Source organism: Proteus sp. STS61-E, assembly GCF_040932335.1.
Classification (GTDB): Bacteria; Pseudomonadota; Gammaproteobacteria; order Enterobacterales; family Enterobacteriaceae; genus Proteus; species Proteus mirabilis_B.
On the sequence record NZ_JBFQGE010000001.1, the window covers coordinates 1167386 to 1188714 of the forward strand.

27 protein-coding genes and 3 pseudogenes are annotated in these 21329 nt (G+C 34.2%); 16 read left to right on the forward strand and 14 right to left on the reverse strand.

Annotation, left to right across the window (positions count from 1 at the left end):
- Positions 1–73: 73 nt before the first annotated feature.
- From AB4J89_RS05540 to AB4J89_RS05550, 3 genes are all read right to left on the reverse strand, one after another.
- Positions 74–421: a hypothetical protein gene (locus tag AB4J89_RS05540; protein WP_088495830.1), complete on the reverse strand. Its 348-nt coding sequence runs from the start codon at positions 419–421 to the stop codon at positions 74–76.
- Between the two features lie 547 nt (positions 422–968).
- Positions 969–1310: a hypothetical protein gene (locus AB4J89_RS05545; protein ID WP_368468384.1), complete on the reverse strand. Its 342-nt coding sequence runs from the start codon at positions 1308–1310 to the stop codon at positions 969–971.
- 122 nt (positions 1311–1432) lie between these two features.
- A complete protein-coding gene (locus AB4J89_RS05550; RefSeq protein WP_193775172.1) occupies positions 1433–1588 on the reverse strand; it encodes a hypothetical protein in 156 nt (51 codons plus the stop codon).
- Positions 1589–1789: 201 nt separating this feature from the next.
- Here AB4J89_RS05550 and AB4J89_RS05555 point away from each other — a divergent pair, with 201 nt between their 5' ends.
- The gene (locus tag AB4J89_RS05555; protein WP_368468386.1) at positions 1790–2437 is read left to right on the forward strand and encodes a hypothetical protein; all 648 of its coding nucleotides are present in this window, start codon (positions 1790–1792) and stop codon (positions 2435–2437) included.
- 269 nt (positions 2438–2706) lie between these two features.
- A complete protein-coding gene (locus tag AB4J89_RS05560; RefSeq protein ID WP_368468388.1) occupies positions 2707–4836 on the forward strand; it encodes an autotransporter outer membrane beta-barrel domain-containing protein in 2130 nt (709 codons plus the stop codon).
- A 76-nt stretch (positions 4837–4912) separates the two neighbouring features.
- Here the strand turns inward: AB4J89_RS05560 and AB4J89_RS05565 are convergent, their stop codons facing one another.
- Positions 4913–5416 carry a hypothetical protein gene (locus AB4J89_RS05565; RefSeq protein ID WP_368468390.1) on the reverse strand — a complete coding sequence of 168 codons (504 nt, stop codon included), beginning with the start codon at positions 5414–5416 and terminating at the stop codon, positions 4913–4915.
- A 254-nt stretch (positions 5417–5670) separates the two neighbouring features.
- Here AB4J89_RS05565 and AB4J89_RS05570 point away from each other — a divergent pair, with 254 nt between their 5' ends.
- Positions 5671–6123 (forward strand): hypothetical protein, encoded by a 453-nt coding sequence (locus AB4J89_RS05570; RefSeq protein WP_368468392.1) that lies wholly within the window; start codon positions 5671–5673, stop codon positions 6121–6123.
- The gene (locus tag AB4J89_RS05575) at positions 6107–6679 is read left to right on the forward strand and encodes a hypothetical protein (RefSeq protein WP_227719019.1); all 573 of its coding nucleotides are present in this window, start codon (positions 6107–6109) and stop codon (positions 6677–6679) included. Before AB4J89_RS05570 ends, AB4J89_RS05575 begins: the two co-directional genes overlap by 17 nt.
- 214 nt (positions 6680–6893) lie before the next feature.
- Here the strand turns inward: AB4J89_RS05575 and AB4J89_RS05580 are convergent, their stop codons facing one another.
- Positions 6894–7268, reverse strand: a complete 375-nt coding sequence (locus AB4J89_RS05580) for a hypothetical protein (RefSeq protein WP_368468436.1) — start codon at positions 7266–7268, stop codon at positions 6894–6896.
- A 197-nt stretch (positions 7269–7465) separates the two neighbouring features.
- Complete coding sequence (locus tag AB4J89_RS05585) at positions 7466–7705, reverse strand: hypothetical protein (protein ID WP_368468394.1); 240 nt, start codon at positions 7703–7705, stop codon at positions 7466–7468.
- Positions 7706–7834: 129 nt separating this feature from the next.
- On the opposite strand from AB4J89_RS05585, the gene AB4J89_RS05590 reads away from it, so the two are divergent.
- Complete coding sequence (locus AB4J89_RS05590) at positions 7835–8026, forward strand: YqaE/Pmp3 family membrane protein (RefSeq protein WP_004242485.1); 192 nt, start codon at positions 7835–7837, stop codon at positions 8024–8026.
- A 109-nt stretch (positions 8027–8135) separates the two neighbouring features.
- On the opposite strand, the gene AB4J89_RS05595 is transcribed toward AB4J89_RS05590, so the two are convergent.
- Both AB4J89_RS05595 and AB4J89_RS05600 read right to left on the reverse strand, forming a co-directional pair.
- Positions 8136–8417, reverse strand: a complete 282-nt coding sequence (locus AB4J89_RS05595; protein WP_227719020.1) for a hypothetical protein — start codon at positions 8415–8417, stop codon at positions 8136–8138.
- Positions 8418–8914: 497 nt separating this feature from the next.
- Positions 8915–9856, reverse strand: a complete 942-nt coding sequence (locus AB4J89_RS05600) for a LysR family transcriptional regulator (protein ID WP_088495838.1) — start codon at positions 9854–9856, stop codon at positions 8915–8917.
- 101 nt (positions 9857–9957) lie between these two features.
- Between AB4J89_RS05600 and AB4J89_RS05605 the strand changes: the two genes are divergently transcribed.
- Genes AB4J89_RS05605 through AB4J89_RS05615 form a run of 3 tightly spaced genes read left to right on the forward strand, consistent with a single transcriptional unit; the run spans position 9958 to position 11631 of the window.
- Complete coding sequence (locus AB4J89_RS05605; protein ID WP_368468398.1) at positions 9958–10704, forward strand: SDR family NAD(P)-dependent oxidoreductase; 747 nt, start codon at positions 9958–9960, stop codon at positions 10702–10704.
- A 25-nt stretch (positions 10705–10729) separates the two neighbouring features.
- Positions 10730–11290 (forward strand): NAD(P)H-dependent oxidoreductase, encoded by a 561-nt coding sequence (locus AB4J89_RS05610; protein WP_088495840.1) that lies wholly within the window; start codon positions 10730–10732, stop codon positions 11288–11290.
- Between the two features lie 44 nt (positions 11291–11334).
- Positions 11335–11631: a YciI family protein gene (locus tag AB4J89_RS05615; protein ID WP_088495841.1), complete on the forward strand. Its 297-nt coding sequence runs from the start codon at positions 11335–11337 to the stop codon at positions 11629–11631.
- Positions 11632–12039: 408 nt separating this feature from the next.
- On the opposite strand, the gene AB4J89_RS05620 is transcribed toward AB4J89_RS05615, so the two are convergent.
- From AB4J89_RS05620 to AB4J89_RS05640, 5 genes and pseudogenes are all read right to left on the reverse strand, one after another.
- Positions 12040–12498: an Hsp20 family protein gene (locus tag AB4J89_RS05620; RefSeq protein WP_109397218.1), complete on the reverse strand. Its 459-nt coding sequence runs from the start codon at positions 12496–12498 to the stop codon at positions 12040–12042.
- Positions 12499–12699: 201 nt separating this feature from the next.
- Positions 12700–12822: pseudogene (locus AB4J89_RS05625) on the reverse strand (cold-shock protein); the annotation flags it as partial.
- A 7-nt stretch (positions 12823–12829) separates the two neighbouring features.
- Entirely contained in the window at positions 12830–13042 is a 213-nt protein-coding gene (gene cspA, locus AB4J89_RS05630; RefSeq protein WP_004244726.1) for an RNA chaperone/antiterminator CspA, read from the reverse strand.
- 340 nt (positions 13043–13382) lie between these two features.
- Positions 13383–13781 (reverse strand): antiterminator Q family protein, encoded by a 399-nt coding sequence (locus AB4J89_RS05635; RefSeq protein ID WP_049219743.1) that lies wholly within the window; start codon positions 13779–13781, stop codon positions 13383–13385.
- A gap of 27 nt (positions 13782–13808) precedes the next feature.
- Positions 13809–14171 (reverse strand): DUF968 domain-containing protein, encoded by a 363-nt coding sequence (locus AB4J89_RS05640; protein WP_368468438.1) that lies wholly within the window; start codon positions 14169–14171, stop codon positions 13809–13811.
- 197 nt (positions 14172–14368) lie between these two features.
- On the opposite strand from AB4J89_RS05640, the pseudogene AB4J89_RS05645 reads away from it, so the two are divergent.
- Positions 14369–14602: pseudogene (locus tag AB4J89_RS05645) on the forward strand (tyrosine-type recombinase/integrase); the annotation flags it as partial.
- Positions 14603–14711: 109 nt separating this feature from the next.
- Here AB4J89_RS05645 and AB4J89_RS05650 read toward each other — a convergent pair.
- A pseudogene (locus AB4J89_RS05650) lies at positions 14712–14879 on the reverse strand (NADP-dependent isocitrate dehydrogenase); the annotation flags it as partial.
- Positions 14880–15040: 161 nt separating this feature from the next.
- Between AB4J89_RS05650 and AB4J89_RS05655 the strand changes: the two are divergent.
- The 7 genes from AB4J89_RS05655 (at position 15041) to AB4J89_RS05685 (ending at position 20692) form a co-directional block, all read left to right on the forward strand.
- Positions 15041–15256, forward strand: a complete 216-nt coding sequence (locus AB4J89_RS05655; protein ID WP_368468402.1) for a hypothetical protein — start codon at positions 15041–15043, stop codon at positions 15254–15256.
- Between the two features lie 710 nt (positions 15257–15966).
- Complete coding sequence (locus tag AB4J89_RS05660) at positions 15967–16410, forward strand: TIR domain-containing protein (RefSeq protein WP_368468404.1); 444 nt, start codon at positions 15967–15969, stop codon at positions 16408–16410.
- 376 nt (positions 16411–16786) lie between these two features.
- Complete coding sequence (locus AB4J89_RS05665) at positions 16787–17002, forward strand: hypothetical protein (protein ID WP_368468406.1); 216 nt, start codon at positions 16787–16789, stop codon at positions 17000–17002.
- On the forward strand, positions 16983–17252 hold the full coding sequence (locus AB4J89_RS05670; RefSeq protein WP_368468408.1) for a hypothetical protein: 270 nt from the start codon (positions 16983–16985) through the stop codon (positions 17250–17252). The genes AB4J89_RS05665 and AB4J89_RS05670 overlap by 20 nt, the downstream gene beginning before the upstream one ends.
- A gap of 248 nt (positions 17253–17500) precedes the next feature.
- On the forward strand, positions 17501–18316 hold the full coding sequence (locus AB4J89_RS05675) for an aminoglycoside phosphotransferase family protein (protein WP_368468410.1): 816 nt from the start codon (positions 17501–17503) through the stop codon (positions 18314–18316).
- 392 nt (positions 18317–18708) lie between these two features.
- Entirely contained in the window at positions 18709–19356 is a 648-nt protein-coding gene (locus AB4J89_RS05680) for an SLATT domain-containing protein (RefSeq protein ID WP_368468412.1), read from the forward strand.
- 4 nt (positions 19357–19360) lie between these two features.
- Positions 19361–20692, forward strand: coding sequence for a reverse transcriptase domain-containing protein (locus tag AB4J89_RS05685; RefSeq protein ID WP_088495923.1), 1332 nt, complete (start codon positions 19361–19363; stop codon positions 20690–20692).
- Positions 20693–21329 lie beyond the last annotated feature (637 nt).

Sequence of the window (21329 nt, forward strand, 5' to 3'; positions counted from 1 at the left end):
TCAATGCATAAGAATATATATAAAATGTAAATCTACTTAATCTAAAAATTATAAAATAATGATAAATACTTATTTAATTTGTCTCTTCAAACCAAACATCTTCATATCCTTCTCTATCAATAATAAAATTATACCCTTCTGGTAAATAAAGGTAATTTATTACTTCAGGTAGCAGTTCTTCCAAATGTTCTGTATGTAATGGTTGATAAAAATCATTTCTTGCACAATATTTCTCACAATAAAAAAACCAACTTATAGTATCGCCTTCTGATTGTTTTATACGAGTTCCATAAATAGGATTACCACTTAAGTTATCTAGAGCAATCGCGACCATTTCTTCAGGTTCTTGAGGTGAAACATCATATTTTTCACACATTATTTTTTGTTGTTCTGTAATAAATAATTTATTGTTTTTATTCATGTTACATCTTCAATTTTACAAGGAATACTCGATAAAAGAGTTTATTAATTCTTGATTATAATCAGCTTATCGTTATCTACCAAGTATTGATAAAGAGAACATCGCCCATCTATTCACATAGCAAAAAGTAAAAAAACAAGTGGATCTACAAAAGCCTGATTGACAAAAGAGAATGAAAAAACGTCAATTTGTCTTAAAACTGGACGACATAAGGTACAAAAGCACTTTTTACTAAAAAAAAAGCATTTATTGTTAATTTATAAAATGAAAATTCACTACATTTATAGCGATCTCTAATAGTTTTTTTATACCCATCTATTCGAGTCACTAAGCCCAATGCCGCCACATTGGGCTTTTTTATTAACAATAGTTATTGATATCATTTTTCATTACAATAGATTCAAGCCTATTTAACTGTTTTTTAAGACTAAAATTATTTAATCCCATGTCACTTAATCAGTTTCAACGAGTACATACATCAGACTGTTATTAATCAATAGCTGTTTTTTTGTTCACATCTATCTCAACTTGTTTCATTAAGCTAATATCATTTAAATAATAATGGTGAAGCAAGTAGCCCTACAACTATAGAAACTAAGCCATGCAATATTAAGGCTATTTTAACTCTCATTATATTAACGTATTCATTTTTACGATTATCTAACCATTCATTTAATGCAATAAGAAAACAGATAAAACAATAGAACCCAGCACCCAAAATAATAAAAGCCGCTGTTATGGCTCTAGATAAGCTTGACCAACCACCTGAATTAGAATGTGAGCCTAGTTCATTGTAGATAAGTAATCCGGCAACAACCAATCCTCCCACCCAAAATGCCATTAATATTCTCTTTCCCACCACTTTATTTTCAGTTTTATTAGTATCCATACTTACTACCTTAAAATTTAACATGCATAAACTATAATCTATTATTACTGTTACTATTCTATTTTATAGTATAAACAATAAAATAATGATGCCGACTAAATTCCTTTTGTCGGCATTAGTAACTATTTATTAGATGAATTACCTTGCTCTTGTAATTTTGAAAGTGCTAATTCTTTCATCCAATCTGCAAGTAATGGTGCTGTTTTTATTGAATCCAATAATGCACGTTCTTTTTTCGTTAAACGAATAACAATAACTTCTGTTTTCATTGTAGACATAATAATTCCCCATTTGTAAAAGAGAAAATATTGGCATAAAACAGTAACAGAACGGTCTGACTTACATGGTTTTACAAAATCATCATTTAAAGATGAGTAGCTGCACGCTATTGATAGGATATTTGCGATATAGTTCGTTGTTTATTTCTAGGAAAAACATTAACATATTCATGATGACTAAAAAATAGATAGGTATCATTCATGTTTCTAAACCCTAAAAGAACCGTAAAAGCCGATGTAAGAAAAAGAAACTCAATTTTTCCTGGTTTAGGAACTACATACAGAATTAGTCTTTCTGATGATGGCCCATCACCACAAGAAATTCAAAAAATAGAGTTTAATAAATTTGTAGATAAAGCTGTTGATGAAGTTTCTACAATGATTGGTTGTTTTGAAAGATCAGAGAAAAAAAGTAAAAACCCTAACTCTGACAAACCATTGCATTTTGAAAAATTAAACGGTGAATTTCTTAGGCTTACCGTATCATTTTTTCAAATTATTCAAGAAATTAAATATTCTGGTGACACCAGTCAACATGCAAAGAATAGAATTACCACCTCATTATTTGGTATAACTCGCTGGTTAGATAATAAATATCCATCATGGAATAGTGAAAGAGCTGAAGTAGAAAGAAATGGTAAAGAAATTGAAAAAAGAGTTAAAAAAGAATTCAAAGCAAAAAGGTTTTATAAAACAAAATTTGCCATTTTAGCCGTTGCCACTTTGTGGGTCCCTTTTATTTTTTGCTGGTTTTCTCTACAAAAAAAATATCCTAAATGGTTTAAAGTCATCAGTTTCTTATGGGCTATATTTACTGCTATCTTAGTATACAAAGCACCTAAAATATAATAGCTAGCTATTATATTACTCTCTTATCTTTATCTTATGGTGTTTCTTTTAAAATAAAAAACACCATAAGTCAAATAACCCACCTAAGATATATTATTATATATATTAAATAATTATATTTTTCTTTAATAGAGTTCACCTTAAGAAAGATTATATTCTAAATATATTTTTTTAAGGTTATTTAAATTGATAAATAAAGCAAACAATATGATCATTAAGAATAATTTAATAGTTATTACACAATAAAAAAATAAAAAAGGTCATTTTTTATGCTACTGAATAAAAATTTTAGTAAAAATATTATTACTATAAGTATATTATCTTTCTTAACTGGTTCGGTTTATGCCAAAGATAATAGTATAAATGGCGTTCGTCTCTCTAATGATGAAATTACATCTAATTCAACTTATAGTAATAAAACAAATCTTTATATAGATACAAACCACAAAATTCAAAATATTACTCTTGAAAATGAAGCAATATTACAAATGTATGGTGATAGTCTAGCAATAGGTACAATTGTTAAAGATGATGCCAATATTAGTATGTATGCTAATGGTATAATAGATGTGGGTATTCCCACGATTAAAGATACTATAGTAACAGGTACGAGTAATATTGATATGAACGCAAGTTCATCATCTATAGGCAAATTATTTATAGATAAAAATGCCGAATTATATATTGATAACATTGATACTGAAACTACTGATGTATCCAAAAATGATCCTGTTCCTTCAGCTAAAATATTTATAGAAAATTTAACACTAGCAGGTAAAACGTATATTGTACCTTCATGGGACGAAAATTATGGTGATGATGGTGATGCCCCGAGGCCAGAAAAACCAGGCCCAGAATTAATCACTCATATTAACAATTTAAAGATGCAAGCTGGTAGCCAACTCGAAATGGAACATTATGCTTCTGGCATGCAATTTAATCGACTTGAATTAAAAACACTCACAGGTGAAGGTACTTTTATTTTAAGTAGCCACTTAGCCGATGGTTTAAGCGATAATATTTATATTTCAGATCATGCAACTGGACATTTTGGATTAAAAATAAATGATAGTGGAGAAGAGATCTCTGATCCTAAAAATGTTCAATTAGTTTATGTAAATAGTGGTGATGCTGATTTTAATTTATTAAATAAAGGCGGTAATGTCGAAGTTGGTGTTTGGAAATATAAGCTAAATAGTAAAACTAATGATGGTCATACAGAGTGGTATCTTGTAGGTGGAAAAGATGGTGAATCGGATATCTCTAAACAACCTGATACTCCTAAACAGCCTGATACTCCTAAACAGCCTGATACTCCTAAACAGCCTGATACTCCTAAACAGCCTGATACTTCTAAACAGCCTGATACCTCTAAACAGCCTGATACTTCTAAACAGCCTGATACTTCTAAACAGCCTGATACTTCTAAACAGCCTGATACTTCTAAACAGCCTGATACTTCTAAACAGCCAAGTGTGAGTCAGCCTATATTAAGTAATAGTGCTCAAGCCGTTATTAATATGGCTTCAGCACCACAGCATATATTGAGTATTGAGACGAGTACTTTACGTCAAAGAATGGGTTTCTTACGTGAGAATAATAACGATCTCGGTGTATGGGTTCGCTACTTAAATGATAATTCTCATTTGAACGATAAAGGCTATAGTCAATTCCATTCTAATTTAAATGGAATGCAAATTGGTATAGATAAGAAAATAGCCATAAATAATGATCAATTGCTATTTGGTTTAATGACTTCTTATACTAAGAGTAAGATCAAATCCGAAAATATTAATAATGGTGATATTAATAGCTATGGCGGTGGTATCTATTTAACTTGGCTTAATTACTCAGGTTTTTATGTGGATTCTTTATTTAAGATGAATCACCTTAATAATGAAATCAACACTAATATGAATGAAGGAAATAGAGTTAAAGGAAGTTACAATCAAAATACGGTTACAGCATCGACAGAAATAGGCTACCCTATTGAAATTTCAAATGAATTGCTACTTACACCATATAACCAGATCCTTTATTCTCATATTGGTAAGTCACATTATGTATTAGATAATGGTATGAAAGTAAATATCCACGATGCTGATAGCTTAAAAGGTGAATTTGGAGCCACATTAGAGAGTAATTTACTGATTGTAAACCACAATGTTAAGCCTTACATAAAAGCAGCAATATCTCGTGAATTTATTAAAAATAATACAGTAGAGATTAATAACATATCATTTGATAGTCATTATGCTGGGAATGTGGGTAAGTACGGCGTTGGTTTGACAACAAATATAGGTAATGATGCTCTTTTTTATACTGAAATAAACTATCAAAACGGTAATAAAATAGAAACTCCAATATATGCAACAGTAGGATTTAGAATGAACTTTTAATAATTTTATTTTCTATTTTATAAAATCAACAAATAGAAACCTCATTATTTAATGAGGTTTCTATTGTGGTTTCATATTAGTATGTTTTTGCTGATATTAACTCAAAACCTAAAGCATTTGTTTTCTTCAAAATTATGGCATTTCCAGTTTCATAAATATTACCGTGAACAATTTTAGCACAAACCTTTATTTCACCTTCATTTTCATCATTCACTTTTATACCAGAACATGACCTGCTTCCTTCTACGTATAAGTAACTGGATTTATAACTGCTTATCTCTCCACCAGTAAAATAAACGATACTAGAAAGTATGAAATATTCACTAATAAATATAATAATAAATAATGCTAAAGGAAACATTAATAAATTTTTTACTGTCTTATTAAAAGTTGCTTTCTTATATATGAAAAAAAAACAGACTAGCGAGCCAATAGCAGAGATCCCCAATGCTATTTTAATCGATATATTTGAAATTATAACGTACTCTTTAACCTCAAATTTCCAATAGAAGAATGCAGTTATAATAAATAAAATTGCAAATGTGTAACTGAATAACTGAGAATAAGAATATTTTTTCATGCCAGTCCCAATCTATTTATTTTGAAGAAAACAACAATTATATTATATAATAGCCATGCCACCCTAAAATATTCAATTTAAAAACCATCAACCAACACTATTAATAACACCAAAAGTTAATTTTACACGATTTTATTCCACTGAGTTAGTGGTAACACTATATAACATAGCTTTATTAGTATCATTTTTTAATTATACTGCTACTATTACAATAACTTTTTACTTGGAGATACAAAATCAATAAGGATCTTACTATGTATAATCCCCCTTCTCCACGTTATGAAACTGCTGTTGCAATCGAACAACTCGCCACAGATTTGAATTTACCCAATGAACGTTGGATGCAAGATTGGGCTTATATTGTCTCGAACCCTCAGGATATAGATAAATATATTTCACATTATAAGAAACTATCTGATGATGACCAAAAATTTGTATTAATGATGCTCATATTACAGGCACTAGAAGAACAAGATACCCATATTGATAAATATAAGTCAGAAGTTATCGCATTATTACAGCAAGAATACCCTCTACATGCGTATACTATTTTTCATTGGTGTAGCTTTGATAATGAAGATCTAAGTGATTGCTGGGAAATTACACCAATGATGCGAGAAATATTTTTATCAAATAATGTACTTAAAGAGTCAGGTGAGGATCAATTATCAATAGAGTACAGAGATAATTATGAAAATAACTGCTGAATTTGTTGAAAGAGATAAACATACTCGTTTTCCTTTTTTAGATACTGTTGAAATCGATCAGCTATCTAATAGTGTTTATTTAAGTTGTAGTGTGCTAGTTTCTTTGGATAATAAGCCATCACTTATCCTTAACATATATTCGGTATGTGACGATGATGGATGCATTCTTGAGCAGTGCTTCAAAGAAATTAAAACAAATAAGAATGTAGTGGCTATCCTCCATGGTCAACATATCCATCTCTATGATGTGAATACAGATCGTGTATCAAGTATTGCTTTGAATGACTATGTTGGCCACTTATATTCAATACCAAATATCCATTCAGATAAGCTTACTTCTGATTTTATCGTAACCACCTTTGCGTACACTTTTTTAGTAAACATTTACCAAGGAATTAAGTGGCGCTCAGAGCGATGTGCAATTGATGGTGTTATTATTGATAGCATAGAAAATGGTATTATCAATGGCATTGGTGAATGGGATCCTCCGGGAGGATGGGAGCCTTTCCAATTAGACTTTGATACAGGTAAATTTTTATATCCATCAAATAATTAATAAAATCATTTTGTAATAATGTCTTTGCCTGTATGTTCGTAACAATCTATTAAAACTCACGAGTCATCATCATAGGATTTTTATTTTATTCCTTTGAGTCATTATTATATAATTGCATCTACATCTTTTATTGAGGCAAAAAAAAGCCAGAAATTATCAAACTTCTGACTTGTATTTATATTTAACATAAAAGAGTGCAAAAACAGGTAATAATTTATAGCTCTTTTATTGGATATGTTTTTTCTGTTTTAGAACCATCACTATAAATTTCAGAAATCGTAATATCCCCGCCATTTACAGAATATTTCACAATACTATCTAAAGGATCGTCTCTCCATCGCCCCGTACTATCAGCATTGTTTGATGCCCAAATGACCTTTTCACCGTTTAGTTTACATTTAATAGCCCAGCGACTGTTATCGACTGAACGAATGTAATGAACATAAGCAATGCCGTTTTCAATAGTATCTAATTGCATAATCTTATGATCTCGACCAAACATGGTTGCCGCAGACGCTTTACAGACTTGCCCTACATCGACATTTTGTGCAAACACAGAAGAACTAAACAGTAGTGATAATAGTAATATTTTTTTTCACAAGCCCAATCTCTAATTTAAGATAAGTAATTATGTATATCGTCAATTAATCGAAAAACTTTATCTTAAATTTTTATTCATAATAATATATTATTCAATCTTATCTTTATTTACGACTCATCAAGTATAAACTCATCTTTTATGCAAGAAAAATATAAACTGATATCTTTTGTTATAACATAAAGTATTTAAATAGCCTTCTTACTTGTTCGCTTATAAAAATTATTTTGTCTTAAAATTAATCCTGCCATTTCCAATTGAGTTAATAAAAACTCGCAACCTTCATAACTGAGTTTAGATTCACTTACGATTTCTATTATATTCTTATCTGTACTCTGTGACATCATTTCTAATTTATCACATGCTTGATTTGTGAAATTTGCCGTATTCAGCGTCAAATCAATATTTAATTTACCTAATGCTCCCACCGTAAATTCAATCCTTAGTATTAACACTACAAAAGCAAACTTTCACCTTGAATAAATGCAATATTCCTTGTTATTTGCTATTGGTTTAATTATTGATAAACTGACATTTCTAATAATAGAGGGGGTTTTATGAGACTTATTCTGGCGTTATTACTACCTTGGTTACAATTTTTCACGATTGGTCGCCCATTTGCTGGCATCTTCTGCCTTATCCTACAAATCACCTTAATTGGGTGGATCCCTGCGGCTATCTGGTCAGTTTATGCCCTTTCTCAATACAATACGGATAAAAAAATTGAGAAAATGTCTCGCGGTGGTTAACGATTAAGCCCCACTCACGTGGGGCTATCGATTAGCTAATACACTATCAGTGACATTACCCCACACCCTTCTTCCGTAATTTTCTTCTTTCACATCGGCATAAAATCCATCAATTCAGGCGGAGACGTTTTCGGATTTCTTGTGTGTTTTTGCGCCAATAAGACTCAACCGCCACCAGCAATGGGTCGCCTGCATCATTAATCTTTTGTGTACCGATTCGATATTGCTTTTTCCCTTCAGGAGATGTCGTGCAAATTAGTTGTGTGAGTTGTTGAGTTTCTCCATCAGCCGTATGGATATTCGCCGTTAAAATAGCTGAAGTATTCATTTCGCTGTCTGTTTCTGAAGCATAATGAAGACTAAACTGTAATTCGTTTATCTCTTTTGACATACCATTTACCGATTTATTTTAGTTAATAAGGTGCCGACTCACAGCTCTTGTGTGAACGGTATAAGTGGGTGTGGATTCTGTGGTCGGCGTAGATGAAAAGGTTACAAAGTAACCTTATTGAATTTAGGGTTGAATATATTAATGAGAATGATTATCATTACATGTGTATCGAATTGACAGGTTTAATACGAATTAGTACGACATGACTTACATTGCTTCTTGCGTTTATTTTATATGCCGATATGACTCCTAGCGTATCGGCATTTTTTTATTTTGTTTTGGGTAGTTCTTTTATATTTATAATTTAGAGATATATGATCAGATTCGATCTAATATTACTATGATTTAAGGCTAAATCTAATCAGATAGTCCGCACAGTGCCAATAGCTGACCTGTCCTTACTATAAACAGAGAAACCGTTCTTCTGCATATACTTTTCCAGAAAGTTTTATTTTTCTATCAAATATTTTGGAGCAAATTGATATTGAATGTCACAGTTACTCGGCCAACGAGATTTGATCGCTGGCCGATAATACCTGCTCGTTTTTTTTTGCATAGTCAAAGAAGCTGATAACTGCCTGTACTCGCTTCGCTCGTTGTGTGTTCTGCGTATAGTAAATATAAACAGCCGGATACAGTGGCCAGTATTCATGCAGTATGGGTTTAAAATCTTGAGAGTCCACCATACCAGCATGCAGGGGTTCAAATATACGACCTATACCTATTCCAGCTCTGACTGCATCGCATACGGCATCAATATCATTACATATCATCACTGGTGTGATCTCAGGTGTTATGGACAGACCTTCTTCAATGAGTGTTAAAGGTGAAAGACGATTTGAGGTGGTAAACCTATAGGTAATTAGCCGATGGGCAGAGAGATCGCTTGGATGTTTAGGTAGACCATATTGTCTGATATAGGTTTCTGAAGCATAAAGGCCCATTTTGAATGAGGGATGAATCTTTTTTACGACCATTCCTTCGCTGACTGTATCCCCAAAACGAATACCCACATCGAAGCCCTCTTCAACAAGACTGACTGCTCCATCGTTAATGGATAATTCCAGTTGTATGTCCGGATAAGCTAGATTGAACTCAGCAAGTCGGGGCTTTACGATGAGCTGATATGCGAAGCGAGAAAGTGTGATCCGAACTGGTCCCGAAGGAATTTCACCCAAGCTTTGTATATCTTCCATCGCCAAGTCTAATGTGGCGATCGCCTCTTCTGTTTTCAGTAACAGGTTTCTTCCTGCTTCAGTAAGACTAATTCTCCGTGTAGTGCGCGTAAATAGAGGAACTCCGGTTTTAGTTTCAAGAAGCCTCAGTGATTTACTGACTGAAGGGGTCGTCACGCTCAGTTTTCGTGCTGCAGCAGAGATGCTCCCTTCGCGGGCGATGATGTGGAAGATAATCAGTTGACCGTAAGTTGCGTTATCCATTATTAACTTCTGGTTAATAGTTTTGGTGATTAATACAGTCTACTCGCCCGTACTCGAATTATCTATATTAGGCTATCTATCCTAAAACAGAGAGTTATTGTATGAGTCGTTTCAATGGAAAAACAGCGTTGGTTACTGGTGGCGGGGCTGGAATTGGTCTGAGCATCGCCTTAACTCTAGCCAAGGAAGGTGCAAATGTCATCATCACTGGCCGATCTGAGTCAAGCCTTGTTGATGCCACCTCCGCACATAATAAAATCACCACGATTGTGGCTGATGTTGGCAAATCTTCAGATGTGTCTCGTGTTATGGAGTTCATCAAAAAGAACTTCGGCCGCCTTGATATTCTCATCAATAATGCAGGCATGGCTCCTATAACAATACTCTCTGAGCAGACCCTGACTGAATTTGATGATGTATTCAATATAAATGTACGGGCAGTAGTAGATCTTAGCTCTCGTGCATTACCACTTCTGAAAGAAAGTAAAGGCTGCATAATCAACATATCTTCTGCCGTTGCAAACCGCCCGCTTCCGGGTATGTCTGTTTATTGCGCCAGTAAAGCGGCTCTCAAAACCCTGACGTTTGTCTGGGCAAAAGAGCTAGCACAAGAAGGAATACGGGTTAACTCAGTTGCAGTGGGGCCGATTGAAACACAAATATATGAGAAAACCGAACTTTCAGACGATGCTGCACAAGCTCATAAGGATCGAGTCACACAACTAGTACCACTCGGGCACTTTGGACTGCCACGGGATATTGCTTCTGTAGTGGCCTATCTGGCATCAGATGACGCTTGCTTCATCACCGGTTCTGACATCGCCGTAGACGGTGGTTTCAGTATTTAATCAGAGAATTACAGGTAAAAATCAAATGAAAAATATTCTTATTGTTTCGGGTCATCCGAATCTCAATGACTCTTTGGCAAATGCCACGATCCTTGATGAGGTTGCAAGAGTATTGCCGGAAGTAAATATTCGTTGTCTCGATAAACTTTATCCTACTTACCAGTTTGATATTCTCGCCGAACAGCAGGCATTATTAGACGCCGACCTGATTATCTGGCAGTTCCCTTTTTCATGGTATTCACTACCTGGCATTATGAAATTATGGGTAGATGAAGTATTTGTTCATGGGTTTGCACACGGATCAATGGCAAAACTTGGTGGTAAAAAACTTCTGCTTTCTTTTACAACTGGAGCATCGGAAGCGGCCTACACCACATCTGGTTTCTTTGGCCACTCGATTGAAGAATATCTGATCCAGTTTAAGACCACTGCAGCCCTATGTAATCTGGAGTATGTGGAAGCTATTTATACTAATGGAGTAAGTTACGCTGGTCGGGATGAGGAGGAAAAAATATCTGCACAAAAATATTCTGCTCGTGAACATGCTGCTCGCTTGATTGATTCTATCAGAAGTAACATTGCCTGATTCAGTTCGTTCAATTTTGCCCTGATAACTTATAAGGAAAATTAATGTTTATAATTAATATCACAGTCAATTCTGATGTAACTGAACAAACTCAGAATGAAATGTTTCCAGTTCACATAAGATGGCTGGAGAAATATTTTAATAATGGCAAATTTCTGATGTTTGGGCCATATATTGACACTGACGCTCACGCAGGTGTTATTTTTGCTCAGACAAGAAGTAAGGACGAATTACAGTCTATCCTGGAGGAAGACTGCTATTATCCTGAATTTGCCCGATATGACGTACGTGAATTCAATCCGAAGCTCATTACAGAAAACTTTAATACAATAGTTAAGTAAAACGCTCGTGATACTGAATTAGTCGTTTTGTACATCTTGAATCAGCTAGGGTAGAAGTCACTGCGTATTTTAGCCCAATATGAACGGCGTTTTTCAAGATATATATCGTTTGTTTTAGTTATTCAGCGATATTTATTCTCGGAGTTAAGGGGCTCTGTATTTAGCGGTACCAAGTTGCATGTTTTCCTAACCAATATACGAGATGCTGGTGGCGTCATAGCAGTCCTCACAAACCATCTGGATAACGTCTATTTTTCTCTCAAATTAGACCGCCTACTCTAATTGAGCTCGGCTTACAAACTTTCTTTGCATGCCGAAATTTGAATTAATCCAATTTAAAGCTCTGACAAAAAAATTAAGGCTACACATTATGCGTAGCCTTAATCTTATTCACGTTATCTAACCCAATTAGCTTTTATCTTTATTTTCTATCGCTATTGTTTGCCGTTTTTCTTCTTCAGGCAATTCATACTCAATAGCAATAGTCAGAAGTCCACTGGATAAATCAGCTTTTTCTATTTTAACATTTTTACCGAGGTCAAATTGCAATGTAAATTGCCCTTGAGATATGCCTCGGTGGATCCATTTATCATTGTCTTCTTCTGATTTTTCTTCTTTTTTCCCTTCAATCAATAAACGACTACCTTTCAATGAAACCGATAAGTCATTTTCTTGATATCCAGGCACACTCACTGTCAGTTCATAGTGGTTATCATCAATCTGTTTCAGGTTATAAGTCTGTACAGGTGATGCTATTGGCTTACTGCCTGTTAACTGACTAAACAGGCGATCTATTTGATCAAAACGGTTTGAAACTAAGTTGTCAGATAATGTTGGGAATAATGAAAAAGGTTTAATGTTAGGCATATAACTCCTCCTTCAGTATTTAGTGAATTATGGGCGGTATCTTATTTACCCAAAATATAAATATGAACGAGCAAGTATTTTTCAAGCCCTAAAATCTAAATTTTTTATCTTTAACTAATATGAGATTGTAGATAGCAAAAAACCCCGCCGAAGCGAGGTTTTGTATATTCAACTATTTAATGCTTAACTCATTTGAGCTGTCATCACACTTTTGCAAAAGATACATTTTGCGCCGTGTGGATTGTTCACTGTGACATCGAATTGTGATGTTCTATATTGTGAACCGCTGCACCTTGGGCATTTAAAATAGAGGCGAATAGTAATAGCGCCTTTAGAGAGCCACCACGTTGCCTGCTGCTGGGCCTTTCATACCATTTTCCATGGTGAATGAAACTTGTTGCCCTTCAGCTAATGTTTTGAAGCTATCACTTTGGATTGCAGAGAAATGTACGAATACATCTTTGCTGCCATCAGCTGGAGTAATAAAACCAAAACCTTTACCTTCATCGAACCATTTTACTGTACCAGTCATTGTATTAGACATAGAATTTCCTTTAATTTATTTAATTTGCCATAAGGCATAGGCGGTTTGTTTTGTATTTTTACTTATGGGAATTAATTAGAAGGAATTCACAATGAAGAGGTATCGAGGATAACGCTAAACGGGAACAACTTTAAACTTACTAACATAAATAGGTCTGTACTTCCAAACCAGTGACGCTATTAAGCCATAGAAAAATGCAGATAGCAAACTTTATTTTTTAGCAGTAAATCAGCTTAAGTAGACCTATAAAAAATACAACCCCGCTATACTCACGAGGTTTTTAATTGATAAGAGGTATAACATCAAAACTATTATTAACACAGTATATTGTGTTTTGTAATTACGCAAGACTATAAATATGGTGTTTTCTAATTATTTTATCCATATCTAATTTTACGTTATCAACCGATAAACACCCCTCAATAAATCCTTCTGCTGTCTGCAATCGCTTAGCCACTTCGTTATGAGAAATGCCAAGTTTTGAAGCCATTGAACGCAAAGGATAATTCTTCACATAGTACATAATAACCAACTGAAACAAGTAACTATTATTTACCTTTAAATGTAATACCGCTTTATTGATTTTTAAGCCATCATCATCTGAACATTGCTCTCGGCTTCGTCTTGAACTTGGAATTAATCCTTTAAAACCTGCGGCGATTGATGAGTAATCGATACTATTTCCCTCATTAGCTGACCACGCTCCCCAACGTGATAAAACTTCCTGCATATCTCTCATACTTAGACTCCCCGTGCCGTATACACGTTAAACCAATGCTCCCATTCCTAAAGAACGGTTTAAAAAAGAAAATAACAATTCGATTTGGTTACCATAATTGGCTTCCCACAACTTGGGATCACGATGTAACTCATCATGATGTTGACGACATAATGGAATAGTGAATAAGTCATGAGCTTTCGTTCCCATGCCTCCCATACCATGGCCGATGATATGATGTGGATCATCAGCTTGTTGTCCGCAAACACAACAAGGCTGTGTTTTTACCCATTGAAGCCATTGGGTATTCTCCCAACGGCGCATTTTAGGTTTAAGAAGAAATGAGGCTGGAGGTTCAGGATCGACAGTCATATTAATAACGGGTTTTATAGCACCTAAACGCGCATTCATTGCTGATAGTGCTGTCACTTCATTTGGAACAATATCAGCTTCAGGAAAACCGCCATGCACCCTGCGCTCTTTAGGTTTATCAGGCCAATTTAGAATACGACGCAATATGGCATCAGGTAATTCATTAACCACCCTTCTTTTTCTAACTGCTTTATTGCTGTGCGCACCGTGCTTTCACCCGCACCAATTTGACGAGCGAACAAGTCACGCCAAATACGTTAACCACAACATTTAAAAAAGCGCGAGATAAATGTGGGTTAACTTGGGAAAAAGGTACGGCACCTACTTTCCATGAACAGCGATCTTTATCTGAGCGACTTTATAGAGAACAAGGAATTAATACGCAAAAATTATTGGGGCATAAAACACAAAATATGACTGATAAATACCACGATGATAGAGGCAAAGAATGGCAAATTATTGCTGTTTAATTGAACAGTTTTGGGGAAGAGTTTTGGGGATATTTTGGGGAAGATTTTTATAGTACAAAAAATAAACGGGAACTAATAAGCTCCCGTTAACTATTTATCAAATCAACAATTACATATGTTTGATAATCGCGTCACCAAACTCGCTACATTTCAGCAATTTAGCGCCTTCTAACTGACGTTCGAAATCATAAGTTACGGTCTTAGCGGCAATCGCGCCTTCCATACCTTTAATGATTAAGTCAGCTGCTTCTGTCCAACCTATGTGGCGTAACAATAACACCTAAATTATCACTTACCTTATTAATTTGTAGGGTATATTTCATTCATTATTTTCTTATTTTTAGTTTTGTAGGGTTAATTAAACAATTTATATTAATCACACTTGTAATTTAACTTTGCTACCTTAAGTACAAAATTATTTTGTAAAGGCTGAGTACAATGAATAAAAAATATATTGAGGTCGCTAAGTTATTACACACTATTTTTCAACAATATCATGAGCGGATGGATTTGCCATTTTTCTGTACCTATCCATTAAATTGTTGCCAAGGTGCTTCAATTCTATTAGGGCAACTTATCCTAGATTTACACCCCAATGCTAAAGTCACTATTGTTAAAGGTAGCTCTCGCAAAGATGATAATCATCATTACTAGCTTGAAGTTGATAAAAAGATTTTTGATTTAACTGTTGAGCAGTTTGTATCTTGGATGGATAAAAAATATCACTGCCCTTCTTCGCCAATATATGGTGATAAAAAACACTCTTTAGCCAATTATTTTTTCTATAAGCAACGATTTTCGTTGGATGAGGCATATCAGATATTTATTATAGTAAAAAACAGATGATTTAGATTGATTTTAAGTTATAATTAGAAAAATTTTTATAATTTTTAGTTGATAACAATGAAATTAAATCAAAAAAGAAAAAAATTCTATTTAATGATATAAAAGAATTACATGCAGCAACACTAGAAATCAGTAAATTTTCATTTGAAATGAAAAAATTATGCATTACTACATTAGGTGTTTTTAATGGTGTTTTTTTATCCCGCTTAGACTTGTATTATCCATTTTTTGATATATCTAACTCGATAAAAAATAATAATATTATATCCATATCCTTAATCTTTAGTATCATGATCACAATATTATTTCATCTTGTAGATGCTAACACTTATTTTTATCAAAAGAAAAATCGGAAGATACAATCTGAAATAAAATCAGAAATATTGGCCTCTGATGAATCAGATCCTATCTACATTGAGGGCACCGATTATATTAAATCAATATTTAATGCAAGTATGATATTATATTTTATACTTTATGGAATAATTTTCCTCATAACATTTTTTGTGATACTTAAAATGACATTTATTAATGTATGCCTTATCTTCATATTTTTTATGATAGTGATTTTATTAATAAGGAAACAAAAGAAACAAAAAAAACAAAAAAATATATTTATTAGTTATTCAACTAGAGATGGAATAGTAACAAAGGATTTTTTAGAAAAGATACACGAGAAAATTAAAGAAAAAGTTAGTTTTAATATATACATAGATCTATTACATAATAGAAAAATTGATAAACAATCTCATGTCATTAAAAAATTATTATCATCAGACTATTTGGTATTATTAAAAACGGAATATACAGATAATTCAGAATGGGTTCAGTTTGAATTATCATTATTTAACTCCATGGAAAAAGAAATTATTGAATTAAATATTGAAGATATTAATGAAAACAACACGTTGGCATCAGAAAATATGGATAAATTTTTAGAAAAATTAAAACTTCTGGAGTAATTATTAATACAGTAAATAAAACTTTTACACTTATAAAGACCATAAAGAATAGACATAAAAGCTGTAAATCAGGATAATCCTTGATCAAATATATTCTTTATGGTTACCTATTTATTAAAAAATCAATACATTACTCTTAAGTTAAATAAATATTTAATATAAAATATCTTTATATTAGTCATATCTCTTGATAATACACTCCACTAGTAGTACCTAAACTATCATCTATTTTATTAGTGTGTAGGGTATACTTCATTTGCTATTTTCTTATTTTTAGTTTTGTATGGTTAATTAAACAATTTATATTAATCACACTTGTAACTTAACTTTGCTACCCTAAATACAAGGTTAATTTGTTTTGTAAAGATTGAGTACAATGAATAAAAAATATATTGAGGTCGCTAAGTTATTACACGCTATTTTTCAACAATATCATGAGCGGATGGATTTGCCATTTTTCTGTACCTATCCATTAAATTGTTGCCAAAGTGCTTCAATTCTATTAGGGCAACTTATCCTAGATTTACACCCCAATGCTAAAGTCACTATTGTTAAAGGTAGCTCTCGCAAAGATGATAATCATCATTACTAGCTTGAAGTTGATAAAAAGATTTTTTGATTTAACTGTTGAGCAGTTTGTATCTTGGATGGATAAAAAATATCACTGCCCTTCTTCGCCAATATATGGTGATAAAAAACACCCTCTAGCAGGCTATTTTTTCTATAAGAAACGATTTTCGTTGGATGAGGAATATCAGATATTTATTACTAAACATGCAAATGAAGAAGATGTTGTGGAAGCTTATGGTGTGGTGTTATTGAAGTATTTTGAATTGGTGTAATAATATTCAGTATTCTAAATATTGTTTCTGTAATATAAACGTTTTATACATAAATCTAATATTAATTGAATGTTGGATTTATGTACGACTATTATTTTTTTACATTTTTTGAATAGGCTGTTTTGTGCCAAGAGTGGACGTTGTCTTGCTAGAAAACAACATGCAGGAAAACGTTTCACCCATGGGTTAAAATGCCAGAATGCATACCTGTTTCTCACTTTGATTGTAAGGATGTTAAAGGAAGCTTTATGGATACGTTCAAGTTAAAACTCTGGCTAAGTCGCTGGAACCTCATTCCTGATGGCATTCCATTTATAACTCATACATCACAGTTGTACCTGGTCAAAACAGCAACACATGGTATTAAAGCCATGTTAAAAGTTACGGATGACCTTGATGAACAAGCCGGTAATACACTAATGGCATGGTGGGAAGGGAATGGTGCAGCACAGGTGATTGCACATGAAAATGAAGCAATTCTTCTCTCAAGAGCCACAGGTTCCTCGTCTTTATCAGCAATATCCCGTGGAGATAAGGATGACGCAGCTTGTCGTATATTGTGTATGACTGCGAACCAACTTCATTCATTCGCAAAAAGACCGTTTTCCCAGCTTACGCCTTTACATGAATGGTTTAATCCTCTAAAACCAGCGGTCTTGAAGTATGGCGGTATCCTGACACGTTGCGCAGAAATCTCAGAAGAATTACTTTCTTCTCCGCAGGATGTGGTTGTATTGCATGGCGACTTACATCACGGAAATGTGCTTGATTTTGAAACGTCTGGCTGGCTTGCCATTGACCCCAAAGGGCTAATAGGTGAACGTGGATTCGACTTTGCTAATATTTTTACTAATCCGGATCTTGGTAATCCAGTACCTCCTGTTGCGACTGTACCGGAGTCATTTAAACAGCGCCTAAGTATCGTCACCAGAATGGCTGAGCTGGACAGAGAACGCCTGCTCAAATGGATAATTGCATGGTGTGGTCTTTCAACTGCCTGGTGTTGGAAGACAATAATGTTTGAAACTTTTTTGCCTTCGCAGTCCGTTCTTTCGTGTCAATAGAAGGTATGTATGACAATAAAGATCAATACTTAGATTCAATCAACGTGCCTATCCAAAGAAAAATTGTGACAACAAAGATTGAAACTCACTTTTGGACAGAAGTGAGCCAGTGATTTTGCTAAATTATTGATTCTTTAATTACCTAAAGTATGGAAACTAGCTTAACGGTGACAAAAAATTATTGAGCTTCGAACTCCGAAAATGTAACATACACACTGTGTTTCATAGTGGTGACAGGTCTTAGTAGCTGTCCACTCTTAGCAGTAAGAGTGAAACTAATTTCGAAGGGTTCGCCCTTAGTGTATCTCGTATATGCTTACTCCAGTAGGAGTGTTAACTTATTGTAAACTAAACTACCTCTATGAAGCACCCCCCAACATTAGGAGAAGAAGGTGGCTTTAGCAGACAATATTTGGTGGACAAGAAAAGCTCGAATCCAAACAGAGAAACGACTTTTATCTAACGCTTTTCACTCACAAGTAATACTACTCTGGTATTCATTCTTCTCTGTCGCCGTATCCGTTTATTATCTAAATAACCCACAAAATGGAATCGAAGCAATCTCTTGGGTTGTATATTCTGTCCTCATACTTTGCATTTCAGGTTTCATCAATGGGCTTTCATTTAAGGAAAGAGCAAACCTAATCAAAGAATGTTATGAAAGTTTGAATAGCATTATGCATCAAGCCTCCAAGCCAAATCCTGATTTGGACACTTTATCAACAGCCTACGAATCTAAGCTAAATGCTTGTGAAAACCACACTGACAAAGATTTTGCCATCGCACTATGCCAAGAGTATTGGGCAAGTACTAGCAGCGTAAGACAAGTAAGCAAAGATTTCCATTCAGACACCTCGGAAAACAAACAACAACCCAAACAAGCTCTTACTAGAATACCAACATCACATCACTGGTTTTTAACGGTATCTTATTTTGTTGTTAGATTGTTAACTCTTGTGTTTTTCTATGTCTTGCCAGTACTGATATTGCTTGCATTAAACTCGTCTTTATTCTTATCCACTCCAACTTGTACTGGTTGATAAAATGCGTGTACAAGACCAATTTAATAAAGAGTTTAGGCACGAGAATCTAAAAGAAATCTTTTCCAATTATGTTGTATATTCTGGTGCGACTGGCATAGACAATATGAATCAGTATTCTTTTAGAAAACAGTTAGACCCACAAATTGAAATCATTTCTCGTAAAATGATTGAAGGTTCGTATACGTTTTCCAAGTACAAGCTAAAGTTGCTGACTAAAGGGAGAAATAAAGCCCCTCGTGAAATCTCTATCCCGACAGTGAGAGATAGAATTGCATTACGTGCAATGTGTAACTTTCTACAAGACAGATTTGCAGAATCAGTGAAGTTCACGCTTCCTCAAGATGTCATTAAAGATGTCAAGGCTCACACTTTATCTGGTGACTTTGATAGCTATATTAAGTTAGATGTTTCGAATTTTTATCCATCGATAAGACATAAAAACCTACGCTCTCAATTGAGAAAGCGCATTAGGCAAGATCACATACTAGACATGATCTTTTCGGCTGTCACTGCCCCTTCAGTTCTAGTTTCGAGAAAGGATGATAAGCCAAGTGAAGTAGGCGTACCTCAAGGGTTGGCTGTTTCCAACATCCTTGCTGCCATCTACCTCCAAAACATTGACAAATTTTTATCTGAATTGCCTAACGTAAAATGCTACCGCTACGTTGATGATGTATTAGTTCTTTGTTCTGCTGATCAAGCACGTGATCTAGCACAAATCATTATCAAGAAGTTTCGCAATATTGGTTTAAAAATACACAGCCCTGAGAACGCGCCAGAGAAGTCAAAAATTGACTCACTTGCTAACGGTTTTGATTATCTTGGGTATCAATTTACCAATGAGCATATCTCTGCAAGAAACGGTTCGATTGAAAAGTTAAAGGCTTCTCTTGCAGGAATTTTTACAAGCTATAAGCACTCTAAAAATAAAAGCTTAAAAATTTTAGAATGGCGATTGAACCTACGAATCACTGGCTGTGTGTTTGAGAAGAAATGTAAGGGTTGGCAATTTTTCTTCGCTGAGATCAATGATGAAAAACTACTCCACAGACTAGATCATTATGTCCTGCGCTTATGTAAGCGTTTTGGGGTAGAAATCAAACCTAAAAAGTTTGTTCGTACTTTCAAAGAAATTAGCCACAACAAATATAACACCAGTTATGTACCAAACTTCGACCAGTATGACGTACCTGAGATGAAAGAGGTGTTAGTTCAATATTTTAGTTTTGATTTGACCAATATACCTGATGAAGAAATTCGTTACCACTTCCATAAAAAAATAGGTTCTCAAGTCAGAGAGCTAGAAGTTGATGTGAAAGACTTTGGTTACTAGGTTACGTGTCCGGTTATGTTTCCTCGATCCTATAGACGCCAGACAGGCATTACTGGCATTAGGAAAAATAGACCAAATAATGATTCAAAGACGTGAGGCTTAAACTGTAACTAACTTGCTTTGGGGCAAAAGCTTGTTAGAACAAAAGGCAGACTGCGACAAATAGCATCGAAAAGTTTCGGACTTTATTGTCATGGTTTCAGTATTCATTGTCGAGTTTCAAGCTTTAATGTCCTCTGACACCTGGACCCTCTCAAGTAACGATACTGCCTCAACAACAATAAAAGTTGCCGAGTTGACGATGGCTGAATTGGAACAGTGAGTGGGATATCGACAATAAGGGTAGTGGTTTACTGTACGTCCGTTCTTCGCTCAAAACAGCCATTTGAATTTTACATGTGGGCAGGTTCGTTGGCCGCACTCAGCCAGGTCACATACTGATGTATGTTCCCTGTCTATCTTTCCTTGCCGCCTTCCTGCATCTTGAATTACGTTGGATATAAAAAGCAGGGCATTCCGGCATAAACTCTGAATGCAGGCTTAATACGGTTTCATCCCGAGCTGTTAGCTGCAACTTGAAAGCTATAGGGTATATGGTATCGTACGCGTCAGAAATACCTTTAAGAGAACCTTTCAC